Here is a 12,539-nt window from a genome sequence, read left to right as displayed (position 1 = left end):
AGAGGGGGAGGCGGGGCCCTCGGCGCCGGGCCGGGCCGCAGCGAGGCGGGCCGCCGTCCGGGCGCTGTCGGTGGCGCCCGGTACAGTCCTGGGCACAGGTGAATCACAGGAACACGGCAACGGGTGGGGACTCATGAAGGTGAAGTACACCGCGGCCTGGGTGGGGCTGACGGCGGCGGCGATGGTCGCGGCGACCGCGTGCGGTTCGGAGGGCGCCAAGTCGGCGGCCGAAGGCGCCGAGAAGGCCGCCGACACGGCGGTGAGCAAGGCCGACACCATCATGGCGGCGCTCTCGCGGGCCACCGACCGGACCGAGGAGCTGGGCTCCGCCGAGGTCAGGACGACGACCGACCTGGGGACCGGCGAGCCGATCGCCATGGACGGCACGTACTCGTGGGGCGACGGCTACGCGCTCGACGTCGAGATGGACACCGAGGCCGTGCAGTTGCAGGACCTCACGGACTCCCCGACCGTGCGCACCCTGTTCGTGGACGGCGCCTACTACTACGACATCGACCCGCAGCCCGCCGGCCCGCTCGCGGGCAAGGAGTGGATGAAGATCGACGGGTCGGCGATCTTCGGCGAGTCCGGCGCCGCCGCGTTCAGCGGGGCCGGCGGCGGGGCCAGCCCGGCGGACTCCATGAAGGGTCTCAAGTACGCCAGCGACGTCGAGGACCTCGGCGCGGAGACTGTCAACGGCAAGCCCACCACGCACTACCGCGCGGTGCTCGACGGGGAGGACATGGGCAAGTTCAAGGACGCCTTCAGCGGCGCCGACAGCATGCTCAACTCCACCGGCAGCGACTCGATCACCATGGACATCTGGGTGGGCGAGAAGGACCTGCCGGTGCGCCTGACGCAGGAGTTCGGCGCCATGACGGTCACCATGGACTTCGACAAGTTCGGCGCCACGAAGGAGATCGTGGCCCCGCCCGCGCAGGAGGTCGGGGACCTCACCGAGGAAGTGAAGGACTCCGGGGCGATGGTCGGCTGAGACCGCGTGGCGGTGCCCCGGCCCGCACGGGTGGGCCGGGGCACCAGGACCTCGGTGACCGCGGTCAGCGGTTGCGGTCAGTGGTTGCGCGGGAAGCCCAGGTCCACGCCCGCCGGGGCGTCGGCCGGGTCCGGCCAGCGGGTGGTGACGACCTTGCCGCGGGTGTAGAAGTGCGTGCCGTCGTTGCCGTAGATGTGGTGGTCGCCGAAGAGGGAGTCCTTCCAGCCGCCGAAGGAGTGGTAGCCGACGGGGACCGGGATCGGCACGTTCACGCCGACCATGCCGGCCTCGACCTCCAGCTGGAAGCGGCGGGCCGCGCCGCCGTCCCGGGTGAAGATCGCCGTGCCGTTGCCGAACGGGGAGGCGTTGATGAGGGCCAGGCCCTCCTCGTAGGTGTCCGCGCGCAGCACGCACAGCACCGGGCCGAAGATCTCGTCCTGGTACGCCTTCGCCGTGGTCGGCACCCGGTCCAGCAGCGAGATGCCGATCCAGTGGCCGTCCTCGTGGCCGTCGACCGTGTGGCCGGTGCCGTCGAGCACGACCTCGCAGCCCTCCGCCGCCGCGCCCGCCACGTAGGACGCCACCTTGTCGCGGTGCGCCTTGGTGATGAGCGGACCCATCTCGGACGTCGGGTCGTCGCCGGGGCCGATCTTGATCTTCTCGGCGCGCTCGCGGATCTTCTGGACCAGCTCGTCGCCGATCGCGCCGACCGCGACGACCGCGGAGATCGCCATGCAGCGCTCGCCCGCCGAGCCGTAGGCCGCGGACACGGCGGCGTCGGCCGCCGCGTCGAGGTCGGCGTCGGGCAGCACCAGCATGTGGTTCTTGGCGCCGCCGAGCGCCTGGACGCGCTTGCCGCCCGCGGAGGCCGTGGTGTGGATGTACCGGGCGATCGGGGTGGAGCCGACGAAGGAGACGGCCTTGACGTCCGGGTGCTCCAGGAGGCGGTCCACGGCCACCTTGTCGCCGTGGACGACGTTGAAGACGCCGTCCGGCAGGCCGGCCTCGGAGAGCAGCTCGGCGATCTTCACGGCGGCCGACGGGTCCTTCTCGCTCGGCTTGAGCACGAAGGTGTTGCCGCAGGCGATGGCGACGGGGAACATCCACATCGGCACCATCGCCGGGAAGTTGAACGGCGTGATGCCGGCGACGACGCCGAGCGGCTGCCGGATCGAGGACACGTCCACGCGGGTGGCGACCTGCGTCGACAGCTCCCCCTTCAGCTGCACGTTGATGCCGCAGGCCAGGTCGACGATCTCCAGGCCGCGCGCGACCTCGCCGAGCGCGTCGGAGTGCACCTTGCCGTGCTCAGCGGTGATCAGGTCGGCGATCTCGTCGCGGTGGGCGTCCAGCAGCGCCCGGAACTTGAAGAGGATCGACGTCCGCTGCGCCAGCGAGGACTGACCCCAGGTCAGGTACGCCTCCTGGGCTGCGGCGACCGCGGCGTCCACCTCTTCGACCGAGGCGAAGGCGACCTTGGTGGTGACCGCGCCGGTCGCCGGGTTCGTCACCGGCCCGTACGTGCCCGATGCGCCTTCGGCGGTCTTGCCGCCGATCCAGTGGTTGACGATGTTCGTCATGACCGAGAACTCCTTCACAGATGGCGGCGACGGGTCGAGACGTGCCGTTGGTCCAGCTCACGGGCGGTGACCGGCGACGATCGGGTCGCGGTCCACGACGCCCGGGTCGCGGTCACTGCCATGGGTCCATCCCAGCAGCCGGGCGCGCCGGGCGCGCCCGACACTGTGTATGCGGTTTGGGCGTCCGCGTAGACACGTGGGGCAGTGTCGGCGCCCGGCGCCCCGACGGGCGGGGGAACCTCCGGCGCGGGGCCGGTGCGAGCGGGGAGTCGGCGCTCGCGCCTCGCTCCTGCCAGGGCGAGTCGGCTGTCCCGCGCCGGAGGCGTTCGGTGGGGGGAACCGGCGACGGCGGGCGCGCGCTCCGGGCCACCGGCGACCGGGTCGTACGCCATCGCGTTCCCCTTCGTGCGCGTCCTCGTGCCCGTCTTCGTGCCGGGCGTCGTGCCCGTCTTCGTGCCCGTCTTCCTGGCGGGCGTCGTGCCCGCCGTTCCCGTGCCCGCCGTTGCGTCTCCCCCCGGTTTCTAGCCCCGCGGGTCCGCCCTGTCAATGTTTTGTCCGGACATTCGGACGACATGGTCCGGACAACCGCCCGTACGCCCCCCACGAGCCGCCCCGCCGCCCCGCCGCCCCGCCACCCCGCCACCCCGGAGTCAACGCGCCACGCCCGGCCCCGGACGTACGTCTTCGTGGCACTCGTGTCACAAAGGGCCCGGTCCCGTCACACATGTCACGCGCGCACGGGTCTTCCGTCACATCCCGGAACGGCCCCTGACCGCCCGTCACCCGGTGTCGTTCACCCGTAACAGGCTTGGTGATCGCCGACGCAGCACCCCGGCTCCCCCCGGCGGCCGTCCCCGGTCGCCGCCGTGGTGCGCGCAGGGAGGTGCGGCTAGTGACCGACCGAAGGCTCTGGTCCTACAAGGACATCGCGGCCCACATCCGGGTACAGCCGGACACCGTGCGGTCGTACCGCAAGCACGGGCTGCTGCCGCCGCCCGACCACGTGGAGGGCGGGAAGCCGTACTGGTACGCGGACACGGTCCTGGCCTGGGTGGCGTCCCGGCCGCGCAACCGGAAGCGGTAGGCCGGAAATCCGTTCGGAATCCCGTCCTCCCGTGGGGCACAGTTCCGCCCATGGACTTCTCCGTGAAACCCGTCCTGACCGGCGACAGGACCGTTCTGCGACCGTTCACCGAGGCGGACGCCGGGCGCATGTGGGACATCATCAACGACCCCGAGGTGCGGCGCTTCACCGGCTCGCCGGGGCACGAGCTCACGCCCGAGGTGCTGCGCACCTGGTACGGCTCGCGCAGCGCGCAGCCCGACCGCCTCGACCTCGCCGTCACCGATCCCGCCGACGGGGAACTGCTCGGCGAGGTCGTGCTCCACGACTGGGTGCCCGAGGACCGTTCCTGCACCTTCCGCACCCTGCTCGGCGCGCGCGGACGCGGCCGGGGCATCGGCACCGAGGCGACCCGGCTGATCGTCGGCCACGCCTTCGAGGAACTCGGCCTGCACCGCGTCCAGCTCGACGCCTACGCCTACAACCACCGGGCGCTGCGGGTCTACGAGAAGGTCGGATTCGTGCGCGAGGGCGTGCGGCGCGAGGTGGAGCTGCGGGACGGCGCATGGGTGGACGAGGTGCTGATGGCCGTCCTCGACCACGAGTGGGCCGTCCACCGAGGGCACCCCGGGGCAGCCGTCACGGTTCCATGACCGTCACGGCTCGATGACCGTCACCCCCGCGCCGGGCGCCGTCCCCATCGCCGCGAGGGCCGCCGGGACCGCCTCCAGCCCGATGGTGGACGTCACCAGCAGGTCGGGCCGGAGCACTTGGCCGCGGACCAGTTCCAGCATCGGCGGGTAGGTGTGCGCGGCCATCCCGTGGCTGCCGAGGAGTTCGAGTTCCAGGGCGACGGCGCGGGCCATCGGCACCGGTGTGGTGCCGTCCGCCGAGGGCAGCAGCCCGACCTGGACGTGCCGGCCGCGGCGGCGCAGGCCGGCCACGGACGCGGCGCAGGTGACGGGCGAGCCGAGGGCGTCCAGGGAGAGGTGGGCGCCGCCGCCGGTGAGGTCGCGGACGGCCGCCGCCGTGTCCGGCGTCCGGGACGCGTCCACGCACTCCACCGCGCCGAAGGCGCGGGCCAGCTCCAGCGCCCGCGCCGACACGTCCACGGCGACCACCCGGGCGCCCGAGGCCGCGGCGATCATCACGGCGGACAGGCCGACGCCCCCGCAGCCGTGCACCGCCACCCACTCCCCCGCCGCGACCCTGCCCTGCTGCACGACGGCCCGGAAGGCGGTGGCGAACCGGCAGCCGAGCGAGGCGGCCGTGGCGTACGACATGCCCTCGGGGACGGCGACGAGGTTGACGTCGGCGTGGTCAAGGGCCACGTACTCGGCGAAGGAGCCCCAGTGGGTGAAGCCCGGCTGGGTCTGGCGCTCGCACACCTGCTGGTCCCCCGCCGCGCACGCGGCACAGCTCCCGCAGGCGCAGACGAACGGCACGGTCACCCGGTCGCCGGGCCGCCACCCGGCCACTCGGTCACCGACCGCCTCGACGACGCCGGCGAGTTCGTGACCGGGTACGTGCGGCAGCGTGATGTCCGGGTCGTGGCCCTGCCAGCCGTGCCAGTCGCTGCGGCACAGCCCGGTGGCCTCGACGCGCACCACGACGCCGTGCGGCGCGGGCTCCGGGTCGGCGACCTCCCGGACCTCGGCCGGCTCTCCGAAGCGCTCGAACACGACCGCGCGCATCCGTCACCCTCACTTCCGTGCTTCCCGCACCCTCGTGGGGAGTTCCGTGGCGGAGTTTCCGCCTCCCGTCCCTCATCTCACGGCAGGCCCATCCACCTTCATACCCCCTAGGGGTACAGTGGGGGATGCGGGGTCCACGCCGGCCACGCACAGACCACCATGCACGCCCCGACGAGGAGTAACGACATGACCGCCCAGACCGACACCCAGGGCTCCGTCACCACCGTCTACAAGGTGAGCGGAATGAGCTGCGGACACTGCGAGGGCGCCGTCTCCGGCGAGATCTCCGAGATCGCGGGCGTCGGCTCGGTGCAGGCCGTCGCCTCCACCGGCGTGGTCACCGTCGTCTCCGGGGCGCCCCTCGACGACGAGGCCGTACGCGCCGCCGTGGACGAGGCCGGCTTCGAGCTGGTCGGCAGGGCCTGAGCGGCCCCGCCGGGGGCGGACGGGAGTTCGGACCATGACCAGCACCACCGCGGAAACGCCCACGGACGCCACGGCCGCCACGGCCACCGAGCCGGATCTCGCCGAGGTCGAGCTGATCGTCGGCGGGATGACCTGCGCCTCCTGCGCGGCCCGCGTCGAGAAGAAGCTCAACCGCATGGACGGCGTCACCGCCACGGTGAACTACGCGACGGAGAAGGCCCGGATCACCTACCCGGCGACCACCGAGGTCGCCGACCTGATCGCCACCGTCGTCAGGACCGGCTACACCGCGGAGGAACCGGCGCCGCCGCCGGAGCCGGCCGACGACGCGCAGGCACCCGGCGCAGAGGCCCCCGGCGCGGACGACGACCCCGAGCTGTCCGCCCTGCGCCACCGCCTGCTCGTCTCCGCCCTCCTCGCCGCCCCCGTCGTCCTGCTCGCGATGGTCCCGGCGCTGCAGTTCGACAACTGGCAGTGGCTCTCGCTCACCCTGGCCGCGCCCGTGGTGGTCTGGGGCGGCCTCCCCTTCCACCGCGCCGCCTGGACCAACCTCCGGCACGGCGCCGCCACCATGGACACCCTGGTCTCCCTGGGCACGCTCGCGGCGTTCGGCTGGTCGCTGTGGGCGCTGTTCTTCGGGGACGCGGGCATGCCGGGCATGCGGCACGGCTTCGACCTCACCGTCTCCCGCGCCGACGGCGCCTCCGCGATCTACCTGGAGGCCGCCGCCGGAGTCACCGCCTTCCTGCTCCTCGGCCGGTGGCTGGAGGCCCGCTCCAAGCGCCGTGCCGGGGCCGCGCTGCGGGCGCTGATGGAGCTGGGCGCCAAGGACGTCGCGGTCCTGCGGGAGGGGCGCGAGGTGCGGGTGCCGGTGGGCCGGCTGGTGGTCGGTGACCGGTTCGTCGTACGGCCCGGCGAGAAGGTCGCCACCGACGGCACGGTGGTCGAGGGCGCCGGTGCCGTGGACGCCTCGATGCTGACCGGCGAGTCGGTCCCGGTGGACGTCGGACCCGGCGACACCGTCACCGGCGCCACGGTCAACGCCGGGGGCCGGCTGGTGGTGGAGGCCACCCGGGTCGGCGCCGACACGCGGCTGGCGCGGATGGCGAAGCTGGTCGAGGACGCGCAGAGCGGCAAGGCCGAGGTGCAGCGGCTCGCCGACCGGATCTCGGGGGTCTTCGTGCCCGTCGTGCTGCTGATCGCCTTCGCGACGTTCGGCGGCTGGCTGGGCGTCACCGGGGACACGGTGGCCGCGTTCACCGCCGCCGTCGCCGTACTGATCATCGCCTGCCCGTGCGCGCTGGGCCTGGCGACACCGACCGCGCTGCTGGTGGGCACGGGCCGCGGCGCCCAGCTCGGCATCCTGATCAAGGGCCCGGAGGTACTGGAGTCCACCCGGCGCGTCGACACGGTCGTCCTGGACAAGACCGGCACCGTCACCACGGGCCGGATGACCCTGCACGAGGTGTACGCCGCCGAGGGCACCGACGAGGCGGAGCTGCTGCGGCTCGCGGGCGCCGTCGAGCACGCCTCCGAGCATCCCGTGGCCCGCGCGGTCGCCGCCGGCGCGGAGGAGCGGATCGGCACGCTGCCCGGCGTCGAGAACTTCGAGAACGTCCCCGGGCGGGGCGTACGTGGGCGCGTGGAGGGCCGCGAGGTGGCCGTGGGGCGCCTCTACGACACTCTCCCGCCCGGGATTGCCCGCGCTCTCGACGAGGCCGTCAGGGGCGGCCGTACGGCCGTGGTCGTCGGCTGGGACGGCGTCGCGCGCGGAGTGGTCGCGGTGGCGGACACGGTCCGGGAGACCAGCGCACAGGCGGTGGCCGAGCTGCGCCGACTGGGCCTGACTCCCGTACTGCTGACCGGCGACGACCGGCGGGTGGCCGAGTCGGTCGCCCGTGCCGTCGGCGTCGACGAGGTGATCGCCGAGGTGCTGCCCGAGGAGAAGGTGGCCGTGGTGGAGCGGCTGCGGCGCGAGGGCCGTACGGTCGCCATGGTCGGCGACGGCGTCAACGACGCCGCCGCGCTCGCCACCGCCGACCTGGGCCTGGCGATGGGCACGGGGACGGACGCGGCCATCGAGGCGGGCGACCTGACGCTGGTGCGCGGAGACCTCAGGGTGGCCGCGGACGCGATCCGCCTCTCCCGGCGCACCCTGTCCACCATCAAGGGCAACCTCGTGTGGGCCTTCGGCTACAACGTGGCCGCGCTGCCGCTGGCCGCCGCCGGGCTGCTGAACCCGATGATCGCGGGGGCGGCGATGGCCTTCTCCTCGGTCTTCGTGGTGACCAACAGCCTGCGCCTGCGCGCGTTTCGCTGAGGTCTCGATGACCGGAGCCCTCTGGAGTCCGGCACGCACCTCACATAAGCTCTTCACAAGGCTCGCGCATCTTCCTTACGCTTGGGTCCCGGTCGACGTATCGGGGCTCTTGCGCACCTAAGGGACATATGCAAGAGACGCAGATCACAGTGATGCGAACGTAACCATCGAAGGGGTTCGAAGGTCTAAGTTGGCGATGTCAGGCAGCGTCTTGGGGGGCGCCACCTGGCATCTGGGGATGTCTTGGGGGACTTTCCCAGAGCTGCGTTGCCGGGACACGTACACCGGGAAGCTTTGAGCGGCCCTCCCGGGTGCGCTGTCCCGGCAGACCGCACGACCGCACGACACGTACGGCGGGCTTGGCCCGTCGTGCTCATACACAGCGATTCAGGCGCTGTCCTCACAGACGCCCGGCCGGATCCCGTGGGGGGAATCCGCACCGGGACATGGGAAGGCGCCCTGGTTCGTCGGCCCGTGGGGGGACCGGCGCCAGGGCGCCTTCTTTCTTGCGGTTGTGCAAGCGCCCAAAGGGGCGCGGGGAACTGCGCGACCAGCCAGAGACTGCCCGCAGCCGCCCCACACCCCTCAGCGACGAACTCTTAGGCGCACGGCACCGATACCGGCAGGTGTCAGCGCTCCTCGACCGGCACGAAGTCGCGCTCGACGACGCCGGTGTAGATCTGGCGCGGGCGGCCGATGCGGGAACCCGGCTCCTTGATCATCTCGTGCCACTGGGCGATCCAGCCCGGCAGGCGGCCGAGGGCGAACAGGACCGTGAACATCTCGGTCGGGAAGCCCATGGCCCGGTAGATCAGGCCGGTGTAGAAGTCGACGTTCGGGTAGAGGCTGCGCGAGACGAAGTAGTCGTCGGAGAGCGCGTGCTCCTCCAGCTTCAGGGCGATGTCCAGCAGCTCGTCGGACTTGCCGAGGGCGGAGAGCACATCGTGCGCGGCGGCCTTGATGATCTTGGCGCGCGGGTCGAAGTTCTTGTAGACCCGGTGGCCGAAGCCCATCAGGCGGACGCCGTCCTCCTTGTTCTTCACCTTGCGGATGAAGGTGTCGACGTCGCCGCCGGAGTCGCGGATGCCCTCCAGCATCTCCAGCACCGACTGGTTGGCGCCGCCGTGCAGCGGGCCCCACAGCGCGTTGATGCCGGCCGAGATGGACGCGAACATGTTCGCCTGGGAGGAGCCGACCAGGCGGACCGTGGAGGTCGAGCAGTTCTGCTCGTGGTCCGCGTGCAGGATCAGCAGCTTGTCCAGCGCGGAGACGACGATCGGGTCGAGCTCGTACTCCTGGGCGGGGACCGAGAAGGTCATGCGCAGGAAGTTCTCGACGTAGCCGAGGTCGTTGCGCGGGTAGACGAACGGGTGGCCGATCGACTTCTTGTACGCGTAGGCCGCGATCGTCGGGAGCTTGGCGAGCAGCCGGATCGTCGAGAGGTTGCGCTGACGCTCGTCGAACGGGTTGTGGCTGTCCTGGTAGAACGTCGACAGCGCGGAGACCACCGACGACAGCATGGCCATCGGGTGGGCGTCGCGCGGGAAGCCCTTGTAGAAGTTCTTGACGTCCTCGTGCAGCAGGGTGTGCTGCGTGATCTCGCCCTTGAAGGCGGCCAGCTGGTCGACGGTCGGCAGCTCTCCGTTGATCAGCAGGTAGGCGACCTCCACGAAGGAGGAGCGCTCGGCCAGCTGCTCGATCGGGTAGCCGCGGTACCGGAGGATGCCGGCTTCGCCATCCAGGTAGGTAACGGCGGATTTGTAGGCGGCGGTGTTGCCGTAACCGCTGTCCAGCGTCACCAGACCGGTCTGGGCGCGGAGCTTCCCGATGTCGAAGCCCTTGTCGCCGACGGTGCTGTCGATCACCGGGTAGGTGTACTCGCCGTCGCCGTACCGCAGTACTACAGAGTTGTCGCTCACGTCTTCCCTCACCGACGTAGTGCCTCATCTTCGAGGTGCCCTGACTGTCTCTACCATCCCCCACTTGGCTCAGGAGAGTGCACTCGGGGTCGACCATCGGGCCTATCGGCGGCACTCAGTGCCGCCAACTAGCTCATCCTGCCCCCTCTCCTCCCCATCCGGAAGTGCTCTGTGACCTTCCCGACTCATTTGATCGATCATTTTTTTCACAGGGGCGGGGAGGTTTGCCGGAAGGTCTGCGGGGTCAGGGGCCCGCCAGCCGGAAGTCGAGCGCCGTGCAGCGCCGGCCGGCCGACACCGTGCGCACCGCCTGTCCGATCGCCTTGCGGGAACCGACGAGGACGACCAGCCGCTTGGCCCGGGTGACCGCCGTGTAGAGCAGGTTCCGCTGGAGCATCATCCAGGCACCGGTGGTCACGGGAATCACGACCGCCGGGTACTCACTGCCCTGGGACCGGTGGATGGTCACCGCGTAGGCGTGGGCCAGTTCGTCCAGTTCGTCGAATTCGTACGGAACCTCCTCGTCCTCGTCCGTCAGCACGGTGAGGCGCTGGTCCACCGGGTCGAGCGAGGTGACCACGCCGACGGTGCCGTTGAAGACACCGTTCTCACCCTTCTCGTAATTGTTGCGAATCTGAGTGACCTTGTCGCCGACCCGGAAAACACGGCCGCCGAACCTCTTCTCGGCGAGATCCGGGCGGCCGGGGGTGACGGCCTGCTGGAGCAGCCCGTTCAGCGTCCCGGCCCCGGCGGGTCCCCGGTGCATCGGCGCCAGCACCTGCACGTCACGCCGCGGGTCGAGCCCGAACTTCGCCGGGATGCGCCGCGCGGCGACGTCGACAGTGAGTCGCCCCGCCTCCTCGGTGTCGTCCTCGACGAAGAGGAAGAAGTCCTTCATCCCGTCGGTGAGCGGGTGCTGCCCGGCGTTGATCCGGTGCGCGTTGGTCACCACCCCCGACTGCTGGGCCTGCCGGAAGACCCGAGTGAGCCGGACGGCGGGGACGGGGCTGCCGGGCGCGAGCAGATCCCGCAGCACCTCCCCCGCCCCCACACTGGGCAGCTGGTCGACATCCCCGACGAAGAGCAGATGTGCACCCGGAGGCACCGCCTTGACCAGCTTGTTGGCGAGGAGCAGGTCCAGCATCGACGCCTCGTCCACCACGACGAGGTCGGCGTCGAGCGGCCGGTCCCGGTCGTAGGCGGCGTCACCGCCGGGCTTGAGCTCCAGCAGCCGGTGGACCGTGGACGCCTCGGCACCGGTCAGCTCGGCGAGGCGCTTGGCCGCCCGCCCGGTGGGCGCGGCGAGCACCACCTTCGCCTTCTTCGCGCGGGCCAGCTCCACGACCGACCGGACGGTGAACGACTTGCCGCAGCCGGGCCCGCCGGTGAGGACGGCGACCTTCTCGGTCAGGGCGAGGCGTACGGCCGCCTCCTGCTCGGGCGCGAGATCGGCGCCCGTGCGCTGCCTGAGCCACCCGAGAGCCTTGTCCCAGGCCATGCCCTGGAAGGCGGGCATCCGGTCCTCGTCCGTCCGCAGGAGGCGGCGGAGCTGTCCGGCGAGGGCCAGCTCGGCGCGGTGGAAAGGGACGAGGTAGACGGCGGTGACGGGGTCGCCGCCCTCCGGGTCGGGGACCTTCTCGCGCACGACCCCGGGATCGTCGTCGGGATGGTCCGGCTCGGCGGCCAGCTCACCAAGACACTCGATGACGAGCCCGGTGTCCACCTGGAGCAGCTTCACCGCGTCGGCGATCAGCTTCTCCTCGGGGAGGTAGCAGTGCCCCTGGTCGGTGGCCTGCGACAGGGCGTACTGCAAACCCGCCTTCACCCGTTCCGGGCTGTCGTGCGGGATGCCGACGGACTGGGCGATCTTGTCGGCGGTGAGGAAGCCGATGCCCCAGACGTCGGCGGCCAGGCGGTAGGGCTGGTTCTTCACGACGGAGATCGACGCGTCACCGTACTTCTTGTAGATGCGCACGGCGATCGAAGTGGACACCTCCACGGTCTGGAGGAAGAGCATGACCTCCTTGATCGCCTTCTGCTCCTCCCAGGCGTCGGCGATCTTCTTCGTCCGCTTGGGACCGAGGCCGGGCACCTCGATGAGCCGCTTGGGCTCCTCCTCGATCACGGTGAGGGTGTCGATGCCGAAGTGCTGCGTGATGCGGTCGGCGAAGATCGGCCCGATGCCCTTGACGAGGCCGGAGCCGAGGTAGCGGCGGATGCCCTGGACGGTGGCGGGCAGGACGGTCGTGTAGTTCTCGACGTGGAACTGCTTGCCGTACTGCGGGTGCGACCCCCAGCGCCCCTCCATCCGCAGCGACTCCCCGACCTGCGCGCCGAGCAGCGCGCCGACGACGGTCAGCAGGTCGCCGGCGCCTCTGCCGGTGTCGACGCGGGCGACGGTGTAGCCGTTCTCCTCGTTGGCGTACGTGACGCGCTCCAGGACGCCTTCGAGGGTGGCGAGCCGCCGCTCGCCGGGGGCCGCGGGGGGCTGGTCGGTCATGATCCGACGGTACCGGTGGGGTGTGACAGGGGTGACCGGGACC

At 71.5% G+C, this 12,539-nt stretch carries 9 protein-coding genes; 5 read left to right on the top strand and 4 right to left on the bottom strand.

Annotation, left to right across the window (positions count from 1 at the left end; genetic code table 11):
• The first annotated feature begins 133 nt into the window (after positions 1-133).
• On the top strand, positions 134-994 hold the full coding sequence (locus tag KUM03_RS25555) for a hypothetical protein (protein WP_217251638.1): 861 nt from the start codon (positions 134-136) through the stop codon (positions 992-994).
• Between the two features lie 77 nt (positions 995-1,071).
• Here KUM03_RS25555 and mmsA read toward each other — a convergent pair whose 3' ends face one another.
• Complete coding sequence (gene mmsA, locus KUM03_RS25550) at positions 1,072-2,574, bottom strand: CoA-acylating methylmalonate-semialdehyde dehydrogenase (protein ID WP_217251637.1); 1,503 nt, start codon at positions 2,572-2,574, stop codon at positions 1,072-1,074.
• A gap of 892 nt (positions 2,575-3,466) precedes the next feature.
• On the opposite strand from mmsA, the gene KUM03_RS25545 reads away from it, so the two are divergent.
• Together KUM03_RS25545 and KUM03_RS25540 are read left to right on the top strand one after the other, a co-directional pair.
• Positions 3,467-3,658 (top strand): AlpA family transcriptional regulator, encoded by a 192-nt coding sequence (locus KUM03_RS25545; protein WP_217251636.1) that lies wholly within the window; start codon positions 3,467-3,469, stop codon positions 3,656-3,658.
• Between the two features lie 50 nt (positions 3,659-3,708).
• A complete protein-coding gene (locus KUM03_RS25540; protein ID WP_217251635.1) occupies positions 3,709-4,290 on the top strand; it encodes a GNAT family N-acetyltransferase in 582 nt (193 codons plus the stop codon).
• 3 nt (positions 4,291-4,293) lie between these two features.
• On the opposite strand, the gene KUM03_RS25535 is transcribed toward KUM03_RS25540, so the two are convergent.
• Positions 4,294-5,331 (bottom strand): zinc-dependent alcohol dehydrogenase family protein, encoded by a 1,038-nt coding sequence (locus KUM03_RS25535; protein ID WP_217251634.1) that lies wholly within the window; start codon positions 5,329-5,331, stop codon positions 4,294-4,296.
• Between the two features lie 186 nt (positions 5,332-5,517).
• Between KUM03_RS25535 and KUM03_RS25530 the strand changes: the two genes are divergently transcribed.
• A complete protein-coding gene (locus tag KUM03_RS25530; RefSeq protein WP_217251633.1) occupies positions 5,518-5,757 on the top strand; it encodes a heavy-metal-associated domain-containing protein in 240 nt (79 codons plus the stop codon).
• A 34-nt stretch (positions 5,758-5,791) separates the two neighbouring features.
• Complete coding sequence (locus KUM03_RS25525) at positions 5,792-8,077, top strand: cation-translocating P-type ATPase (RefSeq protein ID WP_217251632.1); 2,286 nt, start codon at positions 5,792-5,794, stop codon at positions 8,075-8,077.
• Between the two features lie 629 nt (positions 8,078-8,706).
• On the opposite strand, the gene KUM03_RS25520 is transcribed toward KUM03_RS25525, so the two are convergent.
• Both KUM03_RS25520 and KUM03_RS25515 read right to left on the bottom strand, forming a co-directional pair.
• The gene (locus KUM03_RS25520; RefSeq protein ID WP_073723214.1) at positions 8,707-9,996 is read right to left on the bottom strand and encodes a citrate synthase; all 1,290 of its coding nucleotides are present in this window, start codon (positions 9,994-9,996) and stop codon (positions 8,707-8,709) included.
• Between the two features lie 244 nt (positions 9,997-10,240).
• A complete protein-coding gene (locus KUM03_RS25515) occupies positions 10,241-12,496 on the bottom strand; it encodes an ATP-dependent RecD-like DNA helicase (RefSeq protein ID WP_217251631.1) in 2,256 nt (751 codons plus the stop codon).
• Positions 12,497-12,539 lie beyond the last annotated feature (43 nt).

The organism is Streptomyces sp. AC602_WCS936 (assembly GCF_019049125.1).
Taxonomy (GTDB): Bacteria; Actinomycetota; Actinomycetes; order Streptomycetales; family Streptomycetaceae; genus Streptomyces.
Note: the sequence above shows the minus strand (reverse complement) of the source record. Positions and strands in the feature narration are given on the sequence as shown.

Bases quoted from the DNA above. Each gene is read 5' to 3' on its own strand.
- KUM03_RS25555 (WP_217251638.1), top strand. From the start codon at position 134: ATGAAGGTGAAGTACACCGCGGCCTGGGTGGGGCTGACGGCGGCGGCG.
- mmsA (WP_217251637.1), bottom strand. From the start codon at position 2,574: ATGACGAACATCGTCAACCACTGGATCGGCGGCAAGACCGCCGAAGGC.
- KUM03_RS25540 (WP_217251635.1), top strand. From the start codon at position 3,709: ATGGACTTCTCCGTGAAACCCGTCCTGACCGGCGACAGGACCGTTCTG.
- KUM03_RS25535 (WP_217251634.1), bottom strand. From the start codon at position 5,331: ATGCGCGCGGTCGTGTTCGAGCGCTTCGGAGAGCCGGCCGAGGTCCGG.
- KUM03_RS25530 (WP_217251633.1), top strand. From the start codon at position 5,518: ATGACCGCCCAGACCGACACCCAGGGCTCCGTCACCACCGTCTACAAG.
- KUM03_RS25525 (WP_217251632.1), top strand. From the start codon at position 5,792: ATGACCAGCACCACCGCGGAAACGCCCACGGACGCCACGGCCGCCACG.
- KUM03_RS25515 (WP_217251631.1), bottom strand. From the start codon at position 12,496: ATGACCGACCAGCCCCCCGCGGCCCCCGGCGAGCGGCGGCTCGCCACC.